The organism is Streptomyces sp. NPDC001070 (assembly GCF_053598835.1).
In genome coordinates this window covers 1-25,680 of the sequence record NZ_JBSFLB010000061.1, presented here as the reverse complement: position 1 = coordinate 25,680, position 25,680 = coordinate 1, and the positions used below count along the sequence as shown (strand labels likewise).

20 protein-coding genes and 1 pseudogene are annotated in these 25,680 nt (G+C 69.9%); 13 read left to right on the top strand and 8 right to left on the bottom strand.

Annotated features, from left to right (window positions below):
- Positions 1-327: 327 nt before the first annotated feature.
- Positions 328-873 (top strand): SigE family RNA polymerase sigma factor, encoded by a 546-nt coding sequence (locus ACWDAS_RS40115; RefSeq protein WP_450400779.1) that lies wholly within the window; start codon positions 328-330, stop codon positions 871-873.
- Entirely contained in the window at positions 848-1,606 is a 759-nt protein-coding gene (locus tag ACWDAS_RS40110) for a hypothetical protein (RefSeq protein WP_450400777.1), read from the top strand. The genes ACWDAS_RS40115 and ACWDAS_RS40110 overlap by 26 nt, the downstream gene beginning before the upstream one ends.
- A 346-nt stretch (positions 1,607-1,952) precedes the next feature.
- Here ACWDAS_RS40110 and ACWDAS_RS40105 read toward each other — a convergent pair whose 3' ends face one another.
- From ACWDAS_RS40105 to ACWDAS_RS40095, 3 genes are all read right to left on the bottom strand, one after another.
- The gene (locus tag ACWDAS_RS40105; protein ID WP_450400776.1) at positions 1,953-4,295 is read right to left on the bottom strand and encodes a bifunctional polysaccharide deacetylase/glycosyltransferase family 2 protein; all 2,343 of its coding nucleotides are present in this window, start codon (positions 4,293-4,295) and stop codon (positions 1,953-1,955) included.
- Between the two features lie 38 nt (positions 4,296-4,333).
- Positions 4,334-4,720 (bottom strand): hypothetical protein, encoded by a 387-nt coding sequence (locus ACWDAS_RS40100; protein ID WP_450400775.1) that lies wholly within the window; start codon positions 4,718-4,720, stop codon positions 4,334-4,336.
- 620 nt (positions 4,721-5,340) lie between these two features.
- On the bottom strand, positions 5,341-5,724 hold the full coding sequence (locus ACWDAS_RS40095; RefSeq protein ID WP_450400774.1) for a DUF6223 family protein: 384 nt from the start codon (positions 5,722-5,724) through the stop codon (positions 5,341-5,343).
- Positions 5,725-5,942: 218 nt separating this feature from the next.
- Between ACWDAS_RS40095 and ACWDAS_RS40090 the strand changes: the two genes are divergently transcribed.
- The 7 genes from ACWDAS_RS40090 to ACWDAS_RS40060 all read left to right on the top strand — a co-directional run bounded on the left by ACWDAS_RS40090 (position 5,943) and on the right by ACWDAS_RS40060 (position 12,988).
- The gene (locus tag ACWDAS_RS40090; protein WP_450400772.1) at positions 5,943-7,067 is read left to right on the top strand and encodes a sensor histidine kinase; all 1,125 of its coding nucleotides are present in this window, start codon (positions 5,943-5,945) and stop codon (positions 7,065-7,067) included.
- The gene (locus tag ACWDAS_RS40085) at positions 7,064-7,732 is read left to right on the top strand and encodes a response regulator (protein ID WP_450400770.1); all 669 of its coding nucleotides are present in this window, start codon (positions 7,064-7,066) and stop codon (positions 7,730-7,732) included. The genes ACWDAS_RS40090 and ACWDAS_RS40085 overlap by 4 nt, the downstream gene beginning before the upstream one ends.
- A 736-nt stretch (positions 7,733-8,468) precedes the next feature.
- Positions 8,469-8,795 (top strand): hypothetical protein, encoded by a 327-nt coding sequence (locus ACWDAS_RS40080; RefSeq protein WP_450400769.1) that lies wholly within the window; start codon positions 8,469-8,471, stop codon positions 8,793-8,795.
- Between the two features lie 63 nt (positions 8,796-8,858).
- Positions 8,859-9,953, top strand: coding sequence for a tyrosinase family protein (locus ACWDAS_RS40075; protein WP_450400768.1), 1,095 nt, complete (start codon positions 8,859-8,861; stop codon positions 9,951-9,953).
- A 354-nt stretch (positions 9,954-10,307) separates the two neighbouring features.
- Positions 10,308-10,781 carry a TetR/AcrR family transcriptional regulator gene (locus ACWDAS_RS40070; protein WP_450400766.1) on the top strand — a complete coding sequence of 158 codons (474 nt, stop codon included), beginning with the start codon at positions 10,308-10,310 and terminating at the stop codon, positions 10,779-10,781.
- 186 nt (positions 10,782-10,967) lie between these two features.
- On the top strand, positions 10,968-11,762 hold the full coding sequence (locus ACWDAS_RS40065; RefSeq protein ID WP_450400764.1) for an SDR family NAD(P)-dependent oxidoreductase: 795 nt from the start codon (positions 10,968-10,970) through the stop codon (positions 11,760-11,762).
- 203 nt (positions 11,763-11,965) lie between these two features.
- A complete protein-coding gene (locus tag ACWDAS_RS40060; RefSeq protein WP_450400762.1) occupies positions 11,966-12,988 on the top strand; it encodes a methyltransferase in 1,023 nt (340 codons plus the stop codon).
- Positions 12,989-13,167: 179 nt separating this feature from the next.
- Here the strand turns inward: ACWDAS_RS40060 and ACWDAS_RS40055 are convergent, their stop codons facing one another.
- Positions 13,168-13,734 carry a GNAT family N-acetyltransferase gene (locus ACWDAS_RS40055; protein WP_450400760.1) on the bottom strand — a complete coding sequence of 189 codons (567 nt, stop codon included), beginning with the start codon at positions 13,732-13,734 and terminating at the stop codon, positions 13,168-13,170.
- 832 nt (positions 13,735-14,566) lie between these two features.
- Complete coding sequence (locus tag ACWDAS_RS40050) at positions 14,567-18,151, bottom strand: S8 family serine peptidase (protein ID WP_450400759.1); 3,585 nt, start codon at positions 18,149-18,151, stop codon at positions 14,567-14,569.
- Positions 18,152-18,852: 701 nt separating this feature from the next.
- Between ACWDAS_RS40050 and ACWDAS_RS40045 the strand changes: the two genes are divergently transcribed.
- The 4 genes and pseudogenes from ACWDAS_RS40045 (at position 18,853) to ACWDAS_RS40030 (ending at position 21,897) form a co-directional block, all read left to right on the top strand.
- Positions 18,853-20,310 (top strand): glycoside hydrolase family 47 protein, encoded by a 1,458-nt coding sequence (locus tag ACWDAS_RS40045; protein WP_450400758.1) that lies wholly within the window; start codon positions 18,853-18,855, stop codon positions 20,308-20,310.
- A 324-nt stretch (positions 20,311-20,634) separates the two neighbouring features.
- The gene (locus tag ACWDAS_RS40040) at positions 20,635-20,802 is read left to right on the top strand and encodes a hypothetical protein (RefSeq protein ID WP_450400757.1); all 168 of its coding nucleotides are present in this window, start codon (positions 20,635-20,637) and stop codon (positions 20,800-20,802) included.
- Positions 20,803-20,817: 15 nt separating this feature from the next.
- Positions 20,818-20,871, top strand: a pseudogene (locus ACWDAS_RS40035) (hypothetical protein); the annotation flags it as partial.
- Positions 20,872-21,531: 660 nt separating this feature from the next.
- Positions 21,532-21,897, top strand: coding sequence for a hypothetical protein (locus tag ACWDAS_RS40030; protein WP_450400756.1), 366 nt, complete (start codon positions 21,532-21,534; stop codon positions 21,895-21,897).
- A 210-nt stretch (positions 21,898-22,107) separates the two neighbouring features.
- Here ACWDAS_RS40030 and ACWDAS_RS40025 read toward each other — a convergent pair whose 3' ends face one another.
- The 3 genes from ACWDAS_RS40025 to ACWDAS_RS40015 all read right to left on the bottom strand — a co-directional run bounded on the left by ACWDAS_RS40025 (position 22,108) and on the right by ACWDAS_RS40015 (position 24,935).
- Entirely contained in the window at positions 22,108-23,463 is a 1,356-nt protein-coding gene (locus tag ACWDAS_RS40025; protein WP_450400754.1) for a sensor histidine kinase, read from the bottom strand.
- On the bottom strand, positions 23,460-24,134 hold the full coding sequence (locus ACWDAS_RS40020) for a response regulator transcription factor (protein ID WP_450400753.1): 675 nt from the start codon (positions 24,132-24,134) through the stop codon (positions 23,460-23,462). Before ACWDAS_RS40020 ends, ACWDAS_RS40025 begins: the two co-directional genes overlap by 4 nt.
- An 87-nt stretch (positions 24,135-24,221) precedes the next feature.
- Positions 24,222-24,935 (bottom strand): hypothetical protein, encoded by a 714-nt coding sequence (locus ACWDAS_RS40015; protein ID WP_450400752.1) that lies wholly within the window; start codon positions 24,933-24,935, stop codon positions 24,222-24,224.
- Positions 24,936-25,680: the final 745 nt, after the last annotated feature.

Sequence of the window (25,680 nt, the reverse complement as noted above, 5' to 3'; positions counted from 1 at the left end):
CGCCCTCGTCGGACTCCTCGCCGGACTCTATCCGTCGCTGCGCGCCGCCCGCATGGAACCCGTGGACGCACTCCGGGCACCCTCCTGAGGCCCGCTCGTTGCCTTCACACGACGGTGCACGACACCCCGAAGCGTATGAAGGACAAGGTCGTCCTTCTGGTGCGCGTGAATGTCCGCGACCACCGGTCGGCATCCCTGACGCCGATGAAGCTCCGGCCCGGAAGGCGGTGTGGTCTCGCCCGGCGGCAGCCAAACAGAGGACCTTCCTGGTTAGGACTAGTGTGACGATGGCAAGTGGAACGGGAACACGATGGCAGGGACAGCACGGTGAACAGCGCGGACGCGGATTTCGAGGAGTTCGTTTCCGCCCGCGGTCAGAGGCTGCTCAAAGTCGCCTGGCTGCTCACGGGGGACGCGCACCTGGCGGAGGACCTGCTGCAGACGGTGCTGGCGAAGGTCTGGCCGAAGTGGAGGGCCATCGCCGGGGGGAATCCGGAGGCGTACGTCCGCAAAGCCCTGGTCAACACGCACCTGTCGTGGTGGCAGCGCCGCTGGCGCGGCGAGGTACCCCACGCGCACCGCGACTTGACGACGCTGGCGGGCCATGGTGCGGCAGCCGCCGACCCCTTCGCCTCCGTGGACCTGGAGCAGTCTTTGTCGGACGTCATACGCCTGCTGCCGCCGCGGCAGCGGGCCGTGGTCATATTGCGCTATTTCGAGGATCTGAGCGTGGAGGAGACCGCACAGGTGCTGGGCTGTCGGCCCGGTACGGTCAGGAGCCAGGCGTCCAAGGCACTGGCGATGCTGCGCACCAAGCTGGTCGCCGTCCCGAGCCTGGTGGAAAGCGGTGAGCGGCATGCACAGCGTGCCTGAGCGGGAGCCGCAGGAGATGGAACGGGAGCTTCCGGTCCTTCTGGAACGCGTCTTGCCCCAGCTGGCCCTGCCCTCCGACCGGATGGCGCAGGTCAGGCTGCGGGTTCAGCGGCGCAGGCGGCGCAGGCGGGTGGCCGGGAGCGCGGCGGCGCTCGCTGTGGGATGCGCGCTTGTCGCGATCGGCCTGTGGCCGGCGGCCCTCGGCCCAGGGCACGCCCCCGCGGAACCGGCTGTCGCCCCCACGGTGAGTCAAGAACTCGCGCCGGTGCACCTGCAGTCCCCCTTGGAGGGGGTGACCATGTACCTGCCGACGACCTGGCACAGTCTGTCCGTCAGGGACGACCACGGAACCGCGGCCGGTTTCGTGGCATCTCAGACGCTCCGCTCGTCAGCGACCAGCAGGTGTTCCAGGATCACTGATCTCGTGCTGGCCGTGTGCCCACCTCTTGCCGACCTGAACAAGAACGGTGTGCTGATCACGTTCCTGCAGAGTGAGACGAACAAGATCAGCAATGGCGTGCCGCTGGTGACGGGGGGTTTCGTCCCCGCCGGCAAGAGCTGCCGTGTCATCGGCGGCGACACGCAGATGACGGGCTGGGCGCGCGGCCACTCGTCCAGCGCCGTCGAGAGCCCGGAGATGAAAATCGATGTGTGCCTGAGGGAACCGTCACAAGAGACGCTCTCAATGGTGGAAAAGGTCCTGACCCTGGCGTTCTCCTCGCATCGGGGGTGACCGCCCAGCGGAGGCAGGCAGCGCGAGCATGGCGGCAGCCCGTTCCGAGGGGACATGAAGGAGCAGGGACAGCACGGCACGTGGGGGTCCCACAGCCAAGCCCGCGTCCCAGCGCCGGATGACATCGCGGTGCGCACCGGCGGCGACGGTGCGCACCGTCGCCGCCGGCGCAGAGGTCCCCGCGGTGGATACCGGTTCCCGGGCCGGCACACCTTTTCACGGACACCGCTTCTCGTTCCGGCAAACCCCGGACGCACCGCGGTGGTTGCCGGCCAGATCCGAGTGGACCCCGTCCACGCCCGGGCCCACGTCCGCGGCCGGATGGGCGGCGGGCTGCCGGACGGGCTTACCAGCCGGGTCGGCTGTCCCAGGGCGCTGCGCCGCGTTCGTGGCTCAGGCCCGATGTCTGCCCGTTGTGAAGGTACTTGACGTCGGCCGTACCTGCGGGGGAACGGGCCTCGTGGATCCAGGAGTCGGCCAGGCCGGTGGCGGCGGAGGCATGGGTCTGCGCCGGTTCGGGCTCCGGCGTCGGCGCCTGGACGGGGACCGAGAGACTGCCGTAGCGCTCCATGCGCTGCCAGCGCAGCCGCGATCCCGCGGTCGCGGTCACGACCGACTGGATGACCACGAGGTACATCAATTGCCGGTAGACGAACTGCTGCAGGGGCAGGCTCCACAGGGGACGGGGGCTTTCGCCGTCGAGGCGGAAGGCGTAGAGGCCCATCGCGGCCTGGAGGACCAGGAATCCCAGCCACAGTCCGAGAATGCGCAACGGGTCGAGGAAGATCAGCCCGTAGACGGCGAAGATGTCGACGACCGGTGCCAGCAGCGGTAGCAGGACCTGGAAGAGCAACAGATACACCAGGCCGCGCCGGCCCAGCTTGCCCGCCGCGCCGGACTGGATGAGGGCGCCCCGGTGCTTCCACATCGCCTGCAGTGTTCCGTAGCACCAGCGGTATCGCTGCCGCCACAGCGCGCCCAGGGATGCGGGCGCCTCGGTCCAGGCGATCGCGTTCTCCTCGTAGACCACCCGCCAGCCGTCCCGGCACAGTGCCATGGTCAGGTCGGTGTCCTCGGCGAGCGTGGCGTCGCTGACGCCGCCGACCCCGAGCAGCGCTTCGCGCCGGAACGCACCGACGGCTCCGGGAACGGTGGGCATGCACTCGGCGAGATCGAACAGCCGGCGGTCGAGGTTGAAGCCGACGACGTACTCGATGTGCTGCCAGCGTCCCAGCAGTCCCCCGCGGTTGATGACCTTGGCGTTGCCGGAGACGGCGCCTACCCGCGGGTCGGCGAAGGGTTGCACCAGCATGCGGACGGCGTCGGGCTCGAAGACCGTGTCGCCGTCGACCATGACGAGCAGGTCGTGCGAGGCGGCGGCGATCCCGGTGTTGAGGGCTGCGGGTTTGCCGGCATTCGCCTGGCGGATGACACGGACGTGGGGGAGGTGCAGCGCTTCCACGAGGTCGGCCGTGCCGTCCGTGGAGCCGTCGTCCACCACGATGACCTCGACGGAATGGTCGGAGGCGAGCAGTGAGCGGACCGCGGCCTCGATGCCCGCGCTCTCGTTGTAGGCGGGCACGATGACGGTGACGGGCGCGGTGACCGGGTGCCCCCACGCGGTGCCGCGCCGGCGGATGTGACGCCGGGCGGCGAACAGCACCGCACCGGCGCGCAGCAGGGCGAGCGCTCCGGCCGCGTACAGCAGCCAGCCGAGGATTCGCAGCGCCCACGCGCTGCCGTCGAGCGCCGCGATGAGGCCGAGGCCCAGCCAGTGGTCCTTGGCCGCGACGGGTTTGACGGCAGCCGGGACGCCCGCTGCCTCACCGACGGTCGTCACGGTGAAACCGCGGGCGGCGAGCTTCGGCAGCAGCCGGTCCAGGGCGGCGACGGTCTGGGCTCGGTCGCCGCCGCCGTCGTGCATGAGCAGGATCTGGCCGGCGGTCCCCTGCGGCAGGGAGTTGGACACGATCCGGTCCGCCCCCGGTCGCTGCCAGTCCTGGCTGTCGCGTGTGCTCAGCACGGTCAGGTAGCCGTCGGCCCGGGCCGCCTGGATCGCCTGCCAATCCTGGTTGCTCAGGGCTTCGTTGTCGGAGGAGTACGGCGGGCGCAGCAGCGAGCTGGTGTTTCCGGTGGCCCCGGCCAGCGTCAGCTGGGCCTCACGCAGCTCGAGCGAGCGCTGCCAGCGGGGGAGTCCTGCGAGATCGGCGTGGGTGAAGGTGTGGACGCCGAGCTGATGCCCCTCGGCGAGGATGCGCCGGACCAGCTCCGGGTGCGCGGCGACCTGGGTGCCGACGACGAAGAAGGTGGCGTGGACATGGTGGCGTCGCAGCACATCCAGGATCTTCGGCGTCCACGTCGGGTCAGGGCCGTCGTCGAAGGTGAGGGCGATGGTGTGCGGCCGGGGGCGGGCGGTGCGGGCCGGGGTCGCCGCGCTGTCGATCAGCGGGCCGCCGTGGGTGACCGCAGCGGGCACGTGGTCGGAAGGGCCACCGGCCGATACGGAGTCGTCGCTGATTCCGAACATGTGCTGCGTGTAGCCCTGGATGACCAGGGCCGCGCTGAGCGTGAGGACAAGCACGGTCAGCAGCAGCCAGTGGGTGCGCAGCGGCGCGTTGCGTGCGACTCCCCGGCGGTCACGACGTCTGCGGGAGGGGGAGGTGGCGGCGCGGGTGTGGGCGTGCGACATCGGGGGACTCTCTTCGAAGGCGGATCGGCTGCCCCGGGTCAGGGGCGGCCGCCACCAGTGCTGTGGGCCGGGGCGGGGTGAGTGGCCGTGCTCTTGCCGTGGGTCGCCTCGGCAGCCGGTGGCGTCGTCGCGGCGGACGGCTTGGCGCCGGGTGCGGAGGTCGGACGTGTGACCGCCGCAGTGGTCGCCGTGGCGGCGGGGGTCGGACGGGCCTCGGTTCCGGCCGTGCTGGTCCCCGCGCGGCTGGGTCGTGCGCTGCCGGGGCTGCTCACCGGGGCCGGTGAGTGCCGGCCGGGCCCGGAGACGCCGGGTTCCGAGACGCCCGGGCGGTGGCCGGATTCGGGCAGCGGGAGATACGGCGAGGAGACCGTCGGCCCCCCGAGGGCGGCGCTCAGCAGCAGGGCGACGTACGCACCGGCGGGCACGGCCAACAGCCAGCCGAGCCGGCGCACCCGTCGTTGCCGCCGGCCGGAGGGGTCAACGAAGACCGGTCGCGTGGCGGCGGTTCTGCGCGGCGCGGTACGGCGCGCCCGAGCGCGGGAAGCCGGATCGGAAGGGGGACTGATCTGCACGAGCGCGGAGAATACAAGCTCGGCCGACCACATGACGACCGTCCTGCTATTTCCGGAATGTCATACAGAAAGGGCAGAGCCTTGTGCGTTCATTCGCCCTGGCTGAACCGGCGCCCGGTCCGTCCTCTGCCTGCTGGAACGCTTTGAGTGCGTTGCGGCTCTTGGGCGGGCCGGCAAGGACCGATGGCTGACGGCGGAGGTACCGGCCGGTTGCCTGAGCGAAGGCGAGCGCCGACAGCCCCCGGTCCACACCGCTGGTTCCGATCAGGGTGTGGTCGAAGTCCCACACGACGAGCCCGCGCCTTGACATCGCCCCTCAGCACCGAGCACGCCGTCCCGGCCTGACCACACCGGCATCACGTCCGCACCGGACCGGCTGCCGTCCACCCTGCTGCTTGTCGGCCTTCCCCGGGAAGGGGGCAGAATCCGATCGGTCTTCGGCAGCCCCGAACGCGCGCTCGTACGCACTGCGCTCAGGCGGTGCGGTGGGAGCGGGCCAGAGCCAGCCGGCCGAGGACCGTGGCGATCAGCCCGATCACCAAGGCCGCGAAACCACCGACGATTCCGTTGCCCGTGCCGGGACCACCGTCGGCGGTGACCACCACCAGCCCGCCGTTGATCATGGCAATCAGCCCCGCCACCATGGCCACCATGACCCCGGTTCGCCTGCTGCCGGTGCGGATTCGGCCAGTGGAGCGGGCCACCGCCAGCGCGCCGAGGACCGCGGCGATCAACGCCAGCAGCGCGGCTGCACTGGCCCAGATGCGCTCGGGGGTCACAGTGCTGGGACTGGTTGCGGCCTGGTGGGCCAAGACGTGCGCGGACGCTGGTGCGGCAAGCACGGATCCGACTGACATGAGGTGCTCCTTCGTCTGTCACGACTGGACGTCGCCCGATCATGTCTGCCGGACCCAGCGCCGGTCGTCCCGCAGGCGCAGGCACTTCGCGCTGCCGCCGATGATGCACCCGGCTACTGCGGATGCCGCAGGCGCCGCGCAGCTACTGCGGGTGGGGTAGGAGGCCACTCGTTCGCGAGCGTGACTCGCCCGCGGTGACATCCGGCTAGGGTGCGCGCATGGGCGAAGGACGGTTTGGTATCCCTGCCGGGGTCAGGGACTGGGTGATCGCGGTCGGTGTGGCTGCGGCGCTGCTGGCCACCGGGCTGTCCGGGCAGCACGCCGCCGGAGACCTCGTCCTGCTCGGCTACGGATTGCTGGTGGCCGGCGGATTGGCGCTGGCCGCGCGCCGGTGGGCCCCACTACCCGTTCTGGCCGTCACCGGGTTGTGCGCGGTGGGTTACCAGGCGACCGGCTTCGATGTGCCTGCCGTCGCCTACCTCTTCGCCGTGTACGCCGCCGTGCGGGCGGGACACCGCACCATCACCATCGCGGCGAGCATGACCATGCTGGCCGCTCTCCCGCTCGCGGCCCTGGTTTCCCTGCACGACACGGGCAAGGCGGTCGCCCAGGCCCGCGGCGCCCTCGAGGTGGCCTGGCTGATCGCCGCCGGCGCCGCGGGTGAGGCTCTGCGGCAGGCCGAACGGCGGGCGGACGAAGCCGAGCGCACCCGGGAGGAGACCGCGCGGCGCCGCGCCGACGAGGAGCGCCTGCGCATCGCACGAGAGCTGCACGATTCGCTCACCCACCAGATCTCGATCATCAAGGTGCAGGCTGAAGTCGCCGTCCACGTGGCCCGCAGGCGTGGCGAACAGGTGCCGGAGGTCCTGCTGGCGATCCAGGAGGCCGGACGTGAGGCGAGCCGGGAGCTGCGTGCCACGCTGGAGGCGCTGCGCGACGACGACACGGCCCCGCCGCGAGGGCTCGATGACGTCCCGGTACTGGTTGAACGGGCCCGTGCCATGGGCTTGGACGCGACGTTGACGATCGAGGGACACCGAAACAGTGTGCCTGCCGCGGTGGACCGGACGGTGTACCGGGTCGTTCAGGAGTCGCTCACCAACATCGCCCGGCATGCCGCCGCGGATACGGCGTCGGTCCGGATCGCCTGGCGTCCGGACACCCTCGCGATACGCATTGATGACGACGGCACGGCTGTGCCGGGCAACGCCCCGGTGCCCGGCACAGGGCTGCTCGGGATGCGCGAACGAGTCACCGCCCTGGGCGGTCGCCTGCGTGCCGAACCGCGCGGCGAGGGAGGCTTCACGGTCCAGGCCGAACTGCCCGTGGACCAGACGTCGTGATCCGTGTCCTGCTGGTCGACGACCAGCCGCTGCTGCGCAGCGGGTTCCGCGCGCTCCTCGACCTGGAAGACGACATCGAGGTGGTGGCTGAGGCCTCCGACGGGGAGGAGTGCCTGGCCCTGGTCAAGAAACACCTGCCCGACATCGCTCTCATCGACATCCAGATGCCGGTCGTCGACGGCATCGAGGCGACCCGGCGCATCGCCTCGGACCCGGCCCTGGCCGGGGTCCACGTCGTCATCCTGACCAACTACGGCTTTGACGAGTACGTCTTCAACGCGCTGCGTGCCGGCGCGGCCGGATTCCTCGTCAAGGACATCGTGCCGGAAGACTTCCTCCATGCCGTACGTGTCGCAGCTCGTGGGGACGCCCTGCTCGCGCCCTCGATCACCCGCAAGCTGATCGACAGGTACGTCACCCAACCGTTCGACACCCGCGTTGGCACCGGCACGGGGTTGCAAGAGCTGACCAACCGCGAACGCGAAGCGGTCGCCCTGGTCGCGCAAGGCCTGTCCAACGACGAGATCGCCGACCGCATGGCGATCAGCCCGATGACCGCGAAAACCCACATCAATCGGGCCATGACCAAGCTCCATGTCCGTGACCGCGCTCAACTCGTCGTCCTCGCTTATGAATCCGGCCTGGTAGCCCCACGCAATCCGTGACATCCACGGTCCAGTCGCATTTCCGCTCCTGGTGATCCTCCCGCTGCGGCCGGTCACGCGATTCGACCCTCCGCCTCGGCCCGAGGCTGCCTGACCTGAGCGAACCGGAGGAACTGCTGCTGACCGTCGACAGCTCGGAGTGGAACCGCGGTGGTGGGCTGTGCTCCGCACGGCACTGCTTCCCCGTTGCATCGGCTGCGGGTTCCTGGGTGACGCCTGACGCGTGCTGACGGGGACGGTGCTCCCGATGCGGGTGTGCGACGGATGCCGTGGTGCGCGGCACGTCGCGCCATATGGCGGCAACTCGTCGGTTCCCCGGGGAACTTGAGGATCAAGGTTGTCTCATACGTTTGCCCCTGCTTCCACCACCCCAGGGCCGGCCGACTGCGCCCTGCTCGCCCTCGCCGCCCCGTCCGGCCAATGCCACGCCTTCGTCCCCCCTGGAAAGGGACTGTTCGGCCGCATTGCCACGTGCTGCATCGGTGGAATGCCTCCTTCTGGAGCCGGGCGAAGGGGGGAGGGGAGCGCACCTCTGGCCTGCGTGGCCGTTGGCGACGTTTCCGCCCCGTGCGACCGAATAGACAGCCTGAGCTGGGGCGGGGATGGTGGAAAGAGAGGGATGGGCCGCCCGGCGCAGCCGGACTCGTTCGTCGAGTCGCGCTGGCGTGTCACGGTCGACGGCTTTCAGCCCGAACTTCCCGGCCCCTGGGACCCAGCATCATCAGGGAGTCCAGCCATGACATCAACCATTGAGCCGGAAGAACTCGCCTACACTGCCGCGCCCGAGGACCTGGCAGGCTATCTGGCCGGCGTGGACCGGCCAACGGATACGCCGGGCCCAGTCCAGTCCGTGCGCACGGCCCGACAAGACGAGCACGACATCACCGTCACCACGGTCTACGAGGTAGTCGTGGACGGGTCACCTGTCGCGATCCGGCTGACCGTGGACGACGGCGGCATGCTGCACTGCCCCGGTCTGCCCTATCAGCGGTTCACCTCGGCGCTGGACGCTGTCCGCGCGCTGATCGCCGCCTATCCCGACCACTTCGGAGGAGGAGCCTGAGATGAGCGTTGTCCGGCAGAACGCAGTGAGAATCCGGATGTACTGGCGAAGTACATCAAGGCCGTGAACCTGCTGAAGCAGGAGCCGACCGGGAAGTACACCACCGACTTCGGCATCCCCGGCCCGAAGAACCCGGTGTACAGCTACGACGCCTTCGTGATCTGGCACCTGCAGGTCAGCACCGCCCCCATCCCGCCGGGCGGCAACCCCATGTTGCGGAACTGGGGACACCCCGGTCCGGTCTTCCTCCCCTGGCATCGGATGATGCTCCTGTACCTGGAGGGGCAACTCCAGCGGTTGCTCAAAGACGAAGGCACAACTTTCGGATTGCCCTACTGGGACTGGACTGAAGACGGTGACAACGGTTCGTCGCCCACGGCCCCGATCTGGGGGCCCACCCGCATGGGCGGGCAGGGCAACCCCGTTTCGGACGTGCCGTTCGCCTATCGCCCCGGCGACCCGAACAGCTTCACCGTCCGCATCGAAAGCGCCTACGACGGAAAGCCCTCCCAGTCCAACGGCGGCCAAGGCCGCGGGCTGATCCGGGAGTTCGGTTCCCACTGGAGGACGCTGCCCACCACGACGGACATGAAGAACGCCCTCGCCTTCGCGCCCTCCGGCCCCAGCCCCAAGCCCGGAGACCGGTGCGACGTCCTCGACTACAGCGCGAACTCCGACGGCTTCCGCGGCCGCCTCGAAGGCTTCACCCCGAACCCCGACCCCGCCAACCCGCGTCCCTGGTTGCACAATCAGGTTCACACATGGGTCGGCGGAGACATGCTTCCCATGAGCTCTCCCAACGACCCGGTGTTCTTCCTGCACCACTGCAATGTGGACCGGATCTGGGAGAGCTGGCTGCAACACAACAACGGCTCTACGCTCCGGACGCGACAGCCCCGGACTATCCCTACAGGGGCGAGCGGATCGACGACACGCTCGACAATCCCACCTTCTACACCATCATTCGCACCATGCTGGACCGGCGCGAGTACTACTCCTACGACGACCTGCCCTGATCGAGCGGCGGGCGGTGGCCGGGCCTTCGGAGTACGCCTTCAAGGCGCTGCGGCGACCCGGCCGGCCCGCTTGCCGCCACCGGCGAGGCAAGCGTGCTGCTTGTTTCGGGCGGCTGGGGCGGCGGCCTCGGGCACTCGCTGACGCCCTGTCGCTCTTTGGGGACGTGTGTGCCGGGTGTGGCGCCGAGCCTTTGTCGGGCCCGCCGGGGGCCCCGTGCCGGCTGTGGCCGCCGTGGACCGGCCGGGCGGGAGGGGTCCCGCAGCTTCCCACCCGCGCGAGACGGACGCGGAGACCACCTCCGGAAGCACGCAGGTCCACCGCTGCGGCCCGGCCGACCCCGCCGTGAGTCCCGCGACCGGGTCGTCCTGGTCCACGGCTCCGGCACCTGCTCGGCCGGCCGCGGGCGGCGGCTCCCTCCGCGGACGCGGGGCAAATGATCACCTCCCACCCGCATACTTTATTGGTCAATCCAGAATGCGTGCTACGCTTCCCGGCATGGGGCGGATCAGGGAGTTCGACGTCGACCAGGCGGTCGATCAGGCGATGGACCTGTTCCGGCGTCGCGGCTACACCGAGACCTCCCCGCAGGGCCTCCTCGGAGAACTGCCGATCGAAAGCGGCAGCTTCTACGCGGCTTTCGGCTCGAAGGAGCGGCTCTGTCTTCGCGCCCAGCACTACTCCGCTCTCCAGGCGGACGAGCTCGTGAGGATCCTCGAGCACGGGACCGAGATCCGGCCCGCGGTGCGACAGGTCCTCGTCGCCATGATCGAGGCGGATCTGGCGGACCCCTCCCGGGGCCGCCTCGTGGTCGACACGCCCGCCGAAGGTGGGGGCGGGCGCCCGACAGCCGACACGTTGCCGCAGCGTTGCGGCAAGTCGAGTCATCGCTTGGAGGAGCCCTCGAGCGGGCGAAGTCGCGGGGTGAGCTGCCTCGGGGCAAGGCCCCGGCCGAGCCGGCCCGCTTCCTGACCGCATTCGTCCGGGGCCTCCGCATCGTCGGCCGGGCGCGTCTGGGACGGACCTTCGTCGAGGACGCGCCCGCAGTGGCGATGCGCGCCCCGGACTGACCTCGGGCAGGCTCCGGCTGCTCGCGCCACGCGAGCCCGGGTTTCTGCCCGCCGTAATTCTGTATTGATCACTCCACAAAGGATTCACATGGAACTGCACCTCAAGGACAAGGTCGCCGTCGTCACCGGAGCCAGCAAGGGCATCGGCCTGGCCGTCGTCGAGGCGATGGCGCGCGAAGGCGTCCGCGTCGTCGCCGGCAGCCGCAACTCCACGCCCGAACTCGATGCGCTGGCGAACGCCTACGACGTCACGATCGTGCCCGTCGACCTGGGAACCCCGGAGGGGGCCGAGGCCCTGGTCCGCCGCGCCGCGGAGCGCCACAACCGGATCGACATCCTCGTCAACAACGTGGGCGCCGCGGAACCTCGCAACGGGTTCCTCGAAGTCGGCGACGCCGACTGGCAGCGGATCTTCGACCTGACCTTCTTCAGCGCCGTCCGCGCCAGCCGCGCCGCACTTCCCCACCTGGTCAAGGCCGAGGGCGCGGCGATCGTCAACATCAGTTCCATCAACGCCCGGACGCCCTTCCCGATGGTCGTGGACTACTCGGCGGCCAAGGCCGCGCTGACCAACCTGAGCAAGTCGCTGTCGGAGGAGTTCGCACCGAAGGGCGTCCGCGTCAACGCGATCTCTCCCGGCCCGGTCCGCACCCCGTTCTGGACGGCTCCGGGCGCCTTCGCGGACGCCACCGCCGCTGCCGCGGGCACCACGGCGCAGGAGGCGCTGGACGTCGTGGTGCCCCAGAGCATGGGCATCACCTCGGGCCGGATCACCGAGCCGCAGGAGGTGGCCGACCTCACCCTCTTCCTGGCCTCGCCGGTGGCGGGCAACATCAACGGAGCCGAGGTGCTCATCGACGGCGGTCAGATCAAGACCCTCTGAACACCCCGGCCGGCCCGCCCCTATAGGACAGCGGCCGAGCCCGCCCTTCCGGCTCGGCGTCGCGGGGCGGACCGCACCCCCCTGAGCCGGTCCGGTCGACGACACCGCCGGCTGTCCCCGCGCGCACGCGGCGCGGGCGGCGATGTGAGGCCGCGGCAAATGATCAACCCTGACAATCCGTTGTGAAGCGAGTGGAGACACGTATGACCGTCAACGAACCGATCAGCCCTGAGCCGATCCTTCAGCTGGGCCTGGGATTCATGGCGTCGAAGACGCTGCTGAGCGCGGTGGAGTTGAAGATATTCACCGTCCTGGCGCACGGAGGCCGGGATCGTGCGTCGCTCGCGGGCGAAGTGGGGCTCCACCCGCGGTCTTCCGCGGATTTCCTGGACGGCCTCGTGTCGCTGGGCCTGCTGAACCGCGACGATGACGGCCTCTACCGCAACAGCCCTGCGGCCGACGTGTTCCTGGACCAGGCCAAGCCCTCCTATGTCGGCGGAATCCTTGAAATGGCCAACGCCCGCCTATTCGGCTTCTGGGACAACCTCACCGATGCCCTGCGAACCGGCATCCAGCAGAACGAGGTCACACACACCGGGGCCCCCTTCTTCGCAACGCTGAGCCAAGACCCCGAAGCGTGGCGGAACTTCCTCAACGGCATGAACGGTGTCAGCACACCCCTTGCCGGCGCACTCGCCGCAGACTTCGACTGGACCGGGCGCCGGCACGTGGTCGATCTCGGCGGCGCGCTTGGTGCCGTGCCCGCCGCAGTGCTGCGGTCCCACCCCGAGATGACCGGTGCCGTCTTCGAACTTCCGCCGGTGCGCCCCGTGTTCGAGGAATTCATCGCCGCGCACGGCCTGTCCGGCCGCCTTTCCTTCCACGGCGGCGACTTCTTCTCCGACCCCCTCCCTCCGGCCGACGTCTATGTCATGGGGCAGATCCTCCACGACTGGGATCTCGAGCAGCGCCAGTTCCTGCTCCGCAAGGCCTACGACGCCCTGCCCGAGGGCGGCACCCTGATCGTGTACGACGCCATGATCGACGACGACCGACGCCACAACACCTACGGCTTCATGGTCTCGCTGAACATGCTCATCGACACGGAAGGCGGTTCCGAGTACACCGTCGCGGATGCGACCCAGTGGCTGAGGGCAGCAGGCTTCTCCAAGACGAACGCTCGTCCCCTCATCGGCGGCTACACGGCCGTCTACGCCACCAAGTGATCTGCCTTCGAACCTGCCGCTGAGGCCTGATTACCCGTCACGTCGGCGCGAAGCCCCTGGTAGCAGTGAGTCCTGCCTGGAGATCCACTGCTACCGGGGGGCTTCGCGAGTCGTGCTCCACTTCGGGCACGACCCGGCCCGGCGGCTGATGCGCTCGGCGCTGCTCCGTCCGTGACCGATCAAGCCGGTGAAATCCGGCGGGCAGGGACCTCAAAGACGAGTTCGAGACCGTCCTCGTCATCCCACTGCTCTCCGACCTCAACGAAGCCGAAGCCCGAGATCGTGGCCAAGGAGGCCACGTTGTCGGGGCTGATCGTCGCCCGCACAGTCGTGACTGCGCGTTCGGCCGCTGACCGGCGCAGCAACTCGATCAACGTGGATCGGGCGTATCCCTGGCGGCGGAAGCGGGGAGCGACGGAATAGCCGATCTCGACCATGCCGACCTCATCGGGCGGTCCGTGGAACCCGGCGTGTCCGACGACGAGACCCTTGTCCCCGATGACCGCTTGCCGCACCATCCATCGCGCATGGCCCGGATCGGCGGCCATCTGGTCGAGTCGAAACTGCCACAGCCACCGCGCTCTTTCGGTCACGAAGTACTCGGTCAGCGAAACCCCGGCCACCCTGCTGGCTTCGGCCAGGTCTCCCTCGATCAGAGCGGACATCGCCTCGCCGGACAGCTCTGCAAAACGGACACACTTCGGGCTGCGCGTGAACGGTCCCCAGTAATCAGCATCATCTGTCACCTGCGGATGCTCGCCTACCGACCCGAAGGGCGTCCAACGATTTCGAAGCAGCCCAGCAGCCACCGCGCGATGTCATCTACCACCGCGACCACAACCCCGTGAACCTTCCGTGTCGCAGCACTGGGTGGCTGGTGGTGACTGTGCGGCCTGTGTCTCTATGCCGGAGAGAACATCGAGAGCCTGGCCTGGCTGTTGAGCCTGCCGGGTTCGTAGGTTGCTGAACTCGAAGGCGGCGGAGGCGATCCGGCCCCGAGGTTGTTGAGTGGCCGCGACGACAACGGTCGCTTTGCAGCGGACCGCGAGCGCTCGCATTGGCCGAGACCCGCCGGTGTTCGCATGAGACCCATGCATTGCGGATGGGTGATCCGGGGGTTCGATTTTCCGCCAGTGGGCACTGGCAGTGACGTCCGGAACACGAACATGTGACACGTTGTGTCCTGTTGATGGGAGACGGTCAGCCGGACGGGTGCCCGCCGGGCAGGCGGGGCGGTCGCGCGGTGTTCCGGTCTCCGGCTGCCTGGAGTTCCGGGTCAGGTTGTGCCGGCGATCAGGGGGGAACAGACGAAGACGCCTACGACGAGGAGCCTGGGCAGGAACGACGGTGGTGGGTCTTGTCACAACAGTGGTGTCGGCTCGTTGCCGTTCCCCGCGGTCGGTGTGCCGTGACGCGGTGGTGTGGCGCTGCGATAGGGCCGGTAGCCGCCGGTGCGGTGCCTGGTGATCCGGCCGGCGGACTGCGGGGCCTCGCCCGTAACGCCGGTCCGTCCGCGGTGGTTGCAGTACCGCGGACGGACCGGCCGCACTTGTCGCAGGTCCTGGGAACGGCCGCGGCTCAGCGCAGGCCGAAGGCCCGGATCACCGTCTGGTTCACCGAGTTGCCCGCCGAGTCCTTGGCGCTCGCCCGCAGCGACACGAAGGACGCCTTGGTCGGGGCGTCCAGGCGGAACCGCCCGTCGCTGCCGCAGGCGGCCGTGTGCCAGGTCCGGCCGTCGTCGTAGGACAGCTCCACGCCGACCGCGCCGAGCTTGCCGGTGAGGCTCGCGCCCGGCAGGTGAGCGGCGGTGACGGACAGGGTGTCGTGCCGCCCGGCGCGCCCTGCCGTGTCGGTGCCGATCCGGTAGTCGAGCTGCACCAGCGGCAGCACCACGGTGGCGGCGTCGGTCGGCTCCGCCGACATGAAGTCCCACTCGGTGCGCGTGCGGGAGGAGTACGGGGTGTAGGCCACGTCCCGCTCACCCGTGACGACCAGCTTGTACGGCAGCTTGCCTCGGCTGGGGGCATCGCCCCAGACGTTCGTGAAGTTCCCCTGGCCCAGCTGGGTGGTGCCCTGGTACAGGGTCTGCTGCTGGGTTGCGGCCGGGTCCTGGTTCCACCCGACGTGGTCGCTGCTGCCCCAGGCGGGGATGTCGACATACAGGAGGCTGCCGTTGCGGGTGGGCGGGAGGTTGTTGAAGAAGGCGTTGTTCAGGAAGGGGCGCTGGACCGGCTTGAACCACTCCTCGGACTGCCTGCTGCCGGCCCGGTAGGCGGTCTTCGCGCCCTCCTCGAACCCGATGGACTCGGCGAACGCCTCCTGGTGCCAGCGGACACCGTCGGTGGACACCCAGTCGGTCCGCTTCCCGTTCGCCGGCTCCGGCATGAGGGGGCCGGAGGACCAGTCGACGCCGTCGAGCCATTCGAAGCGGAACTCGGCGCCGGGAACGTCCGCCTTGGGGCTGGCGAAGGTGACGTCGATCCGGGCGAGGTTCTCCGTGTCGCCCTTGACCGTCATCTTCGACGGGATCTCGTTGTGCCAGGCGTGCGCGAGGTCGTAGACGTACGGGCTCGCGGTCTCGGAGTCCACGGTGATCCCGGCCCCGCCGTCCGTGGCCTGCCGGATGAGCTCCTCGCCCTCCTCGGTGCCCAGCAGGCCGACGTCGAGGGCGACGGGCCGCCGGCCGAGCGGCGCGTAGGAGCGCACCGGGCGGCCGTAGCCGTTCTCCACGACCAGCATGAGTTTCGCGCCCGCGGCGATCGCGTTGGCCGCCTGGTCGATGTCGCTGACGTCGTCGCTGTGGCGGACCACCACGGCCTTGCCGCGCGCGTCGAGGTGGGCGTAGTCCGCGCTCGACCCCTGGCCGGCGAAGACCAGCGGCAGCTTGTAGGTGCCCCTGGCCAGCGGCGTGATGCCCTCCTGGCGCAGGATGCCGGTGAACTCGGTCGTGCGGGTGGAGACGGCCAGTGCCGGCTTCTCGGCGCGCCAACGGGCGGTCAGCTGGAAGTCCCCGTGGGTGACCTTGTGGGTGGTCGGCTGCGCCCAGATGCTGTCGTAGTACACGCTCTCGGCGGACAGCCCCGACCTGACGCCGTTCATGACGCGGTTGTAGCCCAGCTTCTGGAACGTCATGTCGCTCCGCTGCGGTGTGGTCATGTCGATGCGCTTGACCTTGGAGGCGTCGAACGTGACGGTGGTGTCCCGGTCCAGGAGCACGTCGGGGTCGCCGAGCAGGGCCAGGCCTCTGGAATGGGGACCGTGGACGCCCTGGACCTCCTGGTAGGACAGGGCCGAGTACACGTCGTCGGGCAGGAAGATCTCCTCGGTGCCCGAGGGGCCGACGCCGATCGGGAAGGGGTCCTTGCTGCCTGCCTTGAGCAGCATGACTTCGCCGGACGTGGGATTGCCCTCGGAGTCCTTGAAGGTCAGGGTCAGCTTGTGCATCGTCGCGAAGCCGAGGGAGACGGCGGTGTGCGCCACGGCCCTGCCGGCCGTGTCCACAGCGAGCAGCTGGCCCGAGTAGTGCTCCTTGGCGGTGCCCGCGGACCCGTCGATCGTCACCGTGACGCCGGCGGTGCCGTGTGCCGGGACGTCCACGTGGGAGGCCGACAGGCGGAACATCCCGGACGGGGCATGCGCCGCGTCGACGGACAGCGAGAGCGTGACCGGCGCGTCGGTGACGTTGGTGTAGGTCACCGGGCGCTGGAGGGCGCCGCCCTTGTACTGGGCCGCGTAGGCGGTCGCCGAGGCGAAGACTCCGGCCTGTGCCGCCGCCGCGACGTCCAGCCTGCCGCTCCCGGCCTCGAAGGCGTCGTACGTCGGGGTCTGCCGGGAACTGCTGGCCAGCAGGTCCTTCAACTGGCCGCCGGTGAGGTCCGGGTGGGCCGCGGCGAGCAGGGCGGCGGCGCCCGCGACGTGCGGCGTGGCCATGGACGTGCCGCTCATGGACTGGTAGGCACCCTGGCCGTTGCCGCTGAACCGGGAGTTGGCCGCCAGGATGTCGACTCCGGGGGCGGTGATCTCCGGCTTCAGCGCACCGTCGACACGGGGGCCCCTGCTGGAGAACGAGGCGAGCGAGTCGGTGGAGTCGACCGCGCCCACGGTCAGCGCCGAGGTGGCCGCGCCCGGTGCGACGACGGTGCTCGGATCCTCCCCGAAGTTGCCCGCGGCGACCACGAACAGCGCGCCGGTCCGGGCGCTGAGCCGGTCGATGGCCTGGCTCATCGGGTCGGTTCCGTCGGACACCTGGCTGGTGCCGAGGCTCATGTTGATGATCTTGGCGTGCTGGTCGACGGCCGCCCACTCCATGCCGGCCAGGGCGTAGGAGATCTGTCCGCCGCCGTTGTCGTCCAGCACCTTGCCGATGCGCAGCCGGGCGCCCGGGGCGACGCCCTTCTCCTTGCCGCCGGAGGCCGCACCGGTTCCGGCGATGATGGACGCGACATGGGTGCCGTGTCCGGCGTGGTCGTCGGTGTTCTCGTCCGGGACGAAACTCTGGCGCGCCGCGATGCGGTCCGCCAGGTCCGGGTGGCCGGCGTCGACGCCGGTGTCCAGGACGGCCACGTCCACGCCCTGACCGGTGTCGCCGCCCTGCCAGACCTGGGGGGCGCCGATCTGCGCGGTGCTGTCGGCCAGGTCGGCGTGGATGGGGGCGTCGAGCCAGATGTGGGAGATCCCGCTGCCGAAGGACGGCTGGGCGTCCTGGGCCCGGGCGCCGTCGTTCACCGCCGCCCCGGCCACGGACTTCCAGAAGTCGTCCGCGTGGGAGCGGTCCGCGGTCAGGGCGGCGCCCTGGATGCTGTCCAGGTTCCGTACCCGGGTCGCGCCCTCGGGGACGGCGGACGCGCGATGCGCGATGCCGGCCTGCGTGTAGGAGACGATCAGCGGCAGCCGGTCGCGGTGCGCGTCGTCGTATCCGTCCGCGATCAGGTCCGTGATGTTGAACAGCTGCCGGTCCAGTGTGCCCTGGGCCAGGAAGGGCAGCGCGGACTCGGGGTACACGTAGAGGTCGTCGCCCGACGTCATGACGCGGGTCCGCGCCGGCAGTCCGTCGGTACCGCGGACGGTGACGGTGCCGCCGAACTGCCCGCCGGGACACGGAGCCTGACGGGTGGTGACCACATCGCCGGTGATCAGCGTGACGGAGTGCTCGCGGGCCGGCACATGGTCCGCGGTGGACGCGGGTGGGGGAGTGGGTGTGTCGGAGGGGGCGGCTGCCTGCGCCCTGAACGGGCTCGTGAGTGCGAGGACCGAAGCACCGGCGATGACCGGCACGCTCCAGCGTCTGTGGTGTGACTTCAAGGGTGTCCCTGCGATGAGTTCGGGCAGGGGACGGTCGCCCTCTGCCGTCCAAGGGGCCAACCGGAGCGGGTTGGGGTCACCTGGGCGGGATGATCATATGCATGTTTGGATTCACTGTGAAGAGTTGCGTGCCACCATGTGAAACTCGCGGCAACAGTGTGATCGGCGATGCGCGCGCTCAGCCCGTCGGGGTCGGCGGCGGATGGTTGCGTTCCGGTGCCGGCCCTCCGGCCGCAATGATTTGGTGGACCACGTCGGAGCCCATGCCGTGCCCGTGGACGAGGGTTCGAACGCGCCGTTTGCGAGGGCCTCGAGCGCCTTCTCGACGGGGGACGCGGCTCACCCCTGCACATGCCGGGCCGGGACAGCCGGAGGCACCCGACCGGCGTAGACCGCGGGCCTGGTGAACCGGCCCGCGGCCCTGGTCAGGGTCCTCCGACCAGCAGCCGGTCGTCGTGCATCGCGCCCCATCCGCGTCGGCCACCGGATGGATTTCCCGTCAATGCGGTGATGTCCCGTAACGCCCGGAAGGCAGACCGGGCTTTCGGGGCATGTCTCGGGGCATGAGAAAACTCGCGCGTCCCGGCGGACTCTCACGGCGCGGGCTGCTCGGCGCCCTCGCCGCCCTCGCGCCTGTCGCCGCCGTCCCTCCCGTTTCCCTGCCCGGTACGGCCATTGCGGCCTCCGAGCCGTACGCCGGCCTCGGGGAAGAGGCCGTCGCCGCGTTCCGCAGCGCCTGGGACGCGTACCGGCGGCTGGCCTGGGGACGCGACGAGCTGCGGCCGCTCAGTGGCCGCGGTTCGGACTTCTTCGCCCGGGGTCACACGTTCGGTCTGACGATCGTCGAAGCGCTTGACACGCTGTATCTGATGGAGCTGGACGAGGAGCTGGCCAGAGCCGTCCAGTGGGTGAGGAACGAGCTCGTACTCGACCAGGACGTCTCCGTCCAGGTTTTCGAGTCGATCATCCGGATGGTCGGCGGGCTGCTGTCGGGGTACCTGGCGACCAAGGAACCTGCGCTGTTGGACCTGGCCCGCAACCTCGCGGACCGGTTGATGCCCGCTTTCGTCACATCGCCCACGGGCGCCCCCTACCGCTACGTCAACCTCTCCACAGGTGCGGTCAGCGGCCGGATCAACTATCTCGCCGAGATCGGCAGTTGTATCACCGAGTTCGGGGAGTTGTCCCGGCTCACCGGCGACGGCTCGTACCACGGTGCGGCCAAGAAGGCGTTGCGCGCGGTCTTCGAACGCCGCTCACGGTTGGACCTGGTGGGCACCGCCCTCAACATCGAGACCGGAGCGTGGACCGGCACCACCGCCACCCTCGATCCTCCGGTCGACTCCTTCTTCGAGTGCCTGTGGCACGGCTGGGAGCTGTACGGCGACGAGGAGCTGCACACCTGGTACACCACGCTCACCGCCGGGATCTTCAGATACCTCGCCGACCGGCGCACGGGGCGGCTGTGGTTCCGGCAGGCGGAGATGAGCACGGGCCACGCCACCGGGCACGTCCAGTCCGAGCTGACCGCCTTCTATGCCGGACTGCTCGCCCAGAGCGGCCGCGTCGCCGACGGCGAGAGTTACCACGACAGCTGGACAGCCGTGCTCGACACCTTCCGCCTGCCGCCGGACCTCATCGACTACGACATCATGCGCGTGAGCGATCCGTCGTATCCGCTGCGCCCGGAGTACGTCGACTCCTGCCTGTTCCTGTGGCTCGCCACCGGGAAGGAGCTCTACCGCGAACGCGCCCGCGTGATGTTCGACCGTCAGCAGCGCTACTGCAAGGTCCCCAACGGCTACTCGGTCGTCCGCGATGTGACGGCCTTCCCCATGAAGCCGGGGGACCTGACCCCTGCGTACTGGTTCAGCGAGAACGCCAAGTACTACTTCCTGCTGTTCGCCCAGGCGCGCCGCTTCGACTACGCCTCCAGCTATCTGACCACGGAGGGCAATGTCCTGCGCGGGCTACTGGACCCTGGTGCCGGGTCAGGGAGCGTCGGCCCGGTCGGGAAGTGACGCGCCGCCTGCGCGCCGGCGCGGGCGGAGCCTGCCTCGGTTTCCTCCAAGGCGGCCGCCGCCGTGAGCGGCGGGTTCGCCGGGCGGAACGGTCTCGACTCTCGGCGCCGGTCTGCTGCCCGAGGACAAGGTCACCGCGGTCAGGGAAGTGACCGGCACCTCGGGGAAGGCTCCCGTCATCGGCGACGGCGTCAACGACGCCCCCGCTCCCCGCCGCCGCCAGCCGGCGACCATCGCGGCAGTGGTCGACCTGTCCCGGCGGGCCCGGAAGCCGGTGGCCCGGAACCTCGTCATCGCGGGCGCCTTCATCGCCGTGCTGGTCGCGTGGGACCTCGTGGCACGCTGCCGCTGCCGCTGCCGCTGCCGCTGCCGCTCGGCGTCGCCGGGCACGAGGGCTCCACGACCGTATCGTCGGTCTCCTCTCAACGGGGTCTGCGCCTGCTCGCCGACGGTGCCCGGCGTCGTGCCCGTTACGAGGACCGCCGCGGCTGAGACCGTTTCTGGCCGGTGAGACGGACGTCATCTCTGACGGAGCAATCCGGCGCCGCGAGCCCGGCTGTCAGCCGGCACCTGGCCAAGCTTCGGCACGCGGACCTTGTCTCCGCGCACATAGAGGGGCGACGTGTGATCCACGGGCTGCCCGACGGGCATCCGGGGCGGCTCGTCGACGAGGTGCTCATCTTGGCCGATCATCATCTGAACACGGTGGCACAGCACAGCTGAGGTCGTTGGGGAGCAGTTCGTCGCGCAACGTTCGCAACGTGTGAGCATGCCATCGCGGAAAGTGTCTGAAGTTCCCTGGGGCCCGCAGACTCGTCGTGCCTTCACCCGCCGCTGGGCCAAGGCGGGCCGGCAGCGCAAAAGGCCTCCATAACCCCACCCGGGGTGCGACACCCGGCCTCGCCGCTCTTCTTGGTCATTTGGCTATTCCCAGCATCACCATGGATCTTGAAAATGGTGTAGAACTATCAAAAAGGGAACAATTGGACCACATTGTTTGATCTATGGGATCCAATCACCCGTGGTGAGGTTCGAGGACCTCTCGGGTGTACAGCCGGAAGCGGTCTCGGGCCTCAGCCACATCCAGGAAGCGACTGGCTAGGGAGTGTTGAGATGCGTATTCCCAAGTGGCCCCTCGCCGCAGTGGCTGGCCTTGCGCTTGCCCTTGGGGGTGCGGCCACATCGGCTGTCGCTGCCCCGACGAGCTCACCGGTCTCCGCAGTGAGCCACAGCGGCTGGGGCAACGGCGACTGGGGTTACGGCGGTCACGGCCATGGCGGTCACGGCGGTCACGGTCACGGCCATGGCGGTCACGGTCACGGCGGCTATGGCGGCTACGGCGGCTACGGCGGCTACGGCGGCTACGGCGGGCACGGTGGTCACGGCGGCTACGGCGGCTACGGCGGGCACGGTGGTCACGGCGGCTACGGCGGCTATGGCGGGCACGGTGGTCACGGCGGCTATGGCGGCTACGGCGGTCACGGCGGCGGTGGCTACGGTGGCGGCTACGGCGGTCACGGTGGTGGCGGCTACGGCGGTCACGGTGGCGGTGGCTACGGTGGCGGCGGCGGTTACGGCGGGCGGTGACCTGCCCACCCAAAAAGGAAACTGGGGCCAGCCTCTGGGCTGGCCCCGCGTTCTGCTCGGCGACCGAGCTCGACGGTTGTGCCTCCACTGAGGGCAGCAAGCGAGTGCGTCGTCGCCGACGCCCGCCTCGCCTACGTCACTGTCACCCGCGCCCGCACCCGCTTCGACCTCGGCTGGTCACGCCATCGAGCCGAACGCCTACCCCGCAGCTCAGGCCAAGGACGGGAGGGACAGCCGCATGCGGAGGCCGTGGTCCAGTGGCTCGGCGGTGATGCTGCCGCCGTGGGTCTCGGCGACCTGTTTGACGATGGCGAGTCCGAGCCCGGATCCGGGTAGCGTCCTGGCGGCCGGCGAGCGGTAGAAGCGGTCGAAGACGAACGGCAGATCATCCGCCGGAATGCCCGGGCCCTGGTCGGTGACCGTGACCGTGCCGTCGGAGGACACCCCGACCAGGACCTGGCCGCCGTCCGGGCTCCACTTGACCGCGTTGTCGACGAGGTTGCCCACGGCGCGTTCCAGCGCCTCGGGGTCGGCGTGGACGAGGCATTCGGACAGGTCTGTACGCAGCGATATCCGGGAGCTGCGCCGGGCGGCCCGGTCCACCACCCGTTGGGCGAGGAGATCGAGGCGGGTGTCCTCGGTGTGGACGTGCGGCTGCCCGTACCGGGCAAGTTCCACAAGATCGTTGACCAGGGCACGGAGTTCCTCGGCCTGCGTGCGGGCCTGCTCGACGAGTGCGGGGGCTTGCGGATCGGCCAGGCCAGGACTTTCGCTGAGCAGTTCCAGATTGGTGGTCATGCTTGTCAGTGGGGTGCGCAGTTCGTGAGAGGCGTCGGCGACAAGCCGCCGCTGGGCCCTGACGGATTCCTCGACCGCGGCCATCATCGCGGTGAAGGAGCGTGCGAGCCGGGCGATCTCGTCGCGGCCTCGCACGTCGATGCGGGCGGTCAGATCCTGGGTTGCCGTGACGTGTTCGACCGTATCGGTGAGCTGCCGTACCGGCCGGAGCACCCGGCCGGCCAGGAGCCGTGCGCCGAAGGCGGCCAGCAGGGTGCCGCCCGCGGTGATCGCGGCCAGAAGTGCGGTGAGCCGGTCCAGGGTGGAGCCGACGACGGACTGCCGGATGGCGGCCCGGACCAGCGCGCCGTCCCAGTCGGTGAGCGGCGCGGTGTAGACCCGGTAGCTCACGCCCTCGAACGTCGCGTCCTGGAAGTACGCCGGTGCCTTTCCCCGGGCGACCTGGACGTCGTGTTCGGTGACGGGGATGAACCCGCCGCCCGGGCCGGAGCTGACCGGCGGGACCATGAATTGCAGTTGCGTGGAGCCGACGGTGACCGGTGAGGTCGGCACGGTGAGGTGTGTCCCTTCCCGTTCCATCTGCTGCACCTTGAACTTGAAATCCTTGAGCAACTGCGAGGCGTCCCGGTCGGCTGCCGACACCAGTACGTCGTCGATCTGGCGGTGCAGGCCGGTGCTGAGCGAGGGATAGATGATCAGCGAGGCCAGCAGCAGCGCGGCGCAGACCACGGTGCCGCCGGCCAGGGCGACCCGGTTGCCCAGGGTCACGGCTCCTCCCGCAGCACGTAGCCCAGTCCGCGCACCGTCTGCAGCAGCCGCGGTTCGCCGTCGGCCTCCAGCTTGCCGCGCAGATAGCTGATGTAGACCCACAGCGCGTTGGACGAGGGGCCGAAGTCGTAACCCCACACCGCTTCGAAGATCAGCGACCGGCTGAGCACCCTTCGCGGGTTGCGCAAGAACAGCTCCAGCAGGGCGTACTCGGTCCGGGTGAGCTCCAGCGCACGCCCACCGCGGCGTGCCCGGCAGGCGGCCACGTCCAGTTCCAGATCGGCAAAGCGGATCACCTCCTCCTGCGCCGCGCCGCCGCGCCGCAGCAGAGCGCGGATCCGCGCCCTGAGCTCGTCCAGGGCGAACGGCTTGACCAGGTAGTCGTCTGCGCCCGCGTCCAGTCCGGCCACCCGGTCCTCGACCAGGTCCCGCGCGGTCAGCATCAGGACCGGCACGCGGTCCCCCCGGGCCCGGATCCGTCGGCACACCTCCAGGCCGTTGGGCTCCGGCATCAGCACGTCGAGGATGACGGCGTCGGGCCGGCTGCCGCCGAGCACCTCCAACGCCGTTGCCCCGTCGGCTGCCTCGGCGACCTCGTGGCCGTCCCGAGCCAGAGCCCGGGCCAGCGCGAGGCGCACCGCGTCGTCATCGTCCACCACCAGCACACGCATGCCCGCAATCGTCCTGTCCGGTAAGTCAACAACGGATAAAGGACGGCCGGCCCGGACTGCTCCGGGCCGGCCGCCCCGGTCGCGGGCTCAGCCCTTCTTGGACTGATCCTTGGCGGCGAGCTCCTGCTTGGTGCCGGACAACGCCTCCTCGAACCGGTCGGCGGTGACCCCGAGCTTCTTCGCGATGGCCGCGAACTGCGTGCCGTGCGGGTCGACGCCGCCCGGCCGGTCGGCCAGCGCGAACAGTTCCCTGACCGCCTGCTGCGCCGCGTCGGTGCCGACGCCGAGGCGGGCGGCGACGCCCTTCGCGAAGAGCTCCGCACCGGCGTCGTCGTCCGACCCCTCGTGCTTGATGACGACCTTGCCGTGCCCCGGCTTGCCCTTCCCCTTGTGCTTGTCGTCCACGACCTGCTTGCCGAGCGCCTGCTTGGTCTGACCGAGAGCCCTCTCGAACCGGTCGGCGGTGACCCCGAGCTTCTTCGCGATCGCCGCGAACTGCGCGCTGTGGGGGTCGACGCCGCCCGGCCGGTCGGCCAGCGCGAACAGTTCCCCGACCGCCTCCCGCGCAGACGCCAGGCTCACCCCCAGCCGAGCGGCGACGCCCTTCGCCAGGGCCTCAGCGATCCGCGCGCGGTTCTCCGTCGGCTTCCCCGGCTTGTCCGGCTTGCCCTTCGCCTCCGCGGCCACGACCGCTTCGGCCTTGGCCGGGCTGGGTGACGGGGCCGCGACCGCGGACGCCGTCAAGCAGGCCACTGTGGCCGCCGCGCCCGCCACGGTGATCCAACGCGCCTTGCTGCTCATACCTGGTCTCCTTCGAACTCCTGGGCAGGGCCGGCGGCCGCCGGCGCCCACGGCCGAGAAGACCACCCGGAACTCAAGGAAACTCTCAGGGAACCTTAGGCCGGCCTTAGAGATCGTCCGCTCCCAGTGCTCCGACCCCCCCCGGGCCCCAACGGTGCGAGCCCGATCGCGTGGAGTCCAGCAGCTCCCTCGTCGCCGTCAGCCGCCCGCCCACACGGCCGCAGCTGCAAGACGTCTTCCAGGCGGCTGCGCCGATACCTTGGGGTACGGGAGCCCGTCACCCCGACCGAGACGGGCGTTTTCGCATGACCCGGTCGGCGGCGGCTTTCTGCGACAGGCCGTAGGCGAGGACCGGCAGCAGGGGTGCTCGTTGTGGTTGAGGGCGTCGTGCTCGACGGCGGCTCCGGCCATCTCCAACGCGGTGCTGCCACCGTCCGCCGATGACGACTGACCGTCCGGGGGACCCCTCGCGATGAGCGCCGAGCGTCTGGCCGTATGTCTGGGCCAGGGCTTCCCGGCCCAGACATACGGCCAGACCTGCGCCGACATCCCCGGTGCCCTCTCCGGACACGCTATGAGCGTGCCCGGCTCACGGCCTGGATGTGTGTCGGTTGCTTGCCGGGCCGATCGACGCGGACCGGCCCGGCAGCCCGGTCAGCCGCGCAGCGGGGCCAGGGCGCGGCTCCACTCGATGACCTCGTCGATGAGGGTCGACAGGCTCGCCGCCTGGTGCTCGCCGGGCGCG

Excerpts from the sequence above, each read along its gene's own strand:
- ACWDAS_RS40105 (WP_450400776.1), bottom strand. The coding sequence starts at position 4,295 with ATGTCGCACGCCCACACCCGCGCCGCCACCTCCCCCTCCCGCAGACGT.
- ACWDAS_RS40065 (WP_450400764.1), top strand. The coding sequence starts at position 10,968 with ATGGAACTGCACCTCAAGGACAAGGTCGCCGTCGTCACCGGAGCCAGC.
- ACWDAS_RS40060 (WP_450400762.1), top strand. The coding sequence starts at position 11,966 with ATGACCGTCAACGAACCGATCAGCCCTGAGCCGATCCTTCAGCTGGGC.
- ACWDAS_RS40045 (WP_450400758.1), top strand. The coding sequence starts at position 18,853 with ATGAGAAAACTCGCGCGTCCCGGCGGACTCTCACGGCGCGGGCTGCTC.
- ACWDAS_RS40090 (WP_450400772.1), top strand. The coding sequence starts at position 5,943 with ATGGGCGAAGGACGGTTTGGTATCCCTGCCGGGGTCAGGGACTGGGTG.
- ACWDAS_RS40095 (WP_450400774.1), bottom strand. The coding sequence starts at position 5,724 with ATGTCAGTCGGATCCGTGCTTGCCGCACCAGCGTCCGCGCACGTCTTG.
- ACWDAS_RS40080 (WP_450400769.1), top strand. The coding sequence starts at position 8,469 with ATGACATCAACCATTGAGCCGGAAGAACTCGCCTACACTGCCGCGCCC.
- ACWDAS_RS40020 (WP_450400753.1), bottom strand. The coding sequence starts at position 24,134 with ATGCGTGTGCTGGTGGTGGACGATGACGACGCGGTGCGCCTCGCGCTG.
- ACWDAS_RS40015 (WP_450400752.1), bottom strand. The coding sequence starts at position 24,935 with ATGAGCAGCAAGGCGCGTTGGATCACCGTGGCGGGCGCGGCGGCCACA.
- ACWDAS_RS40070 (WP_450400766.1), top strand. The coding sequence starts at position 10,308 with ATGGGGCGGATCAGGGAGTTCGACGTCGACCAGGCGGTCGATCAGGCG.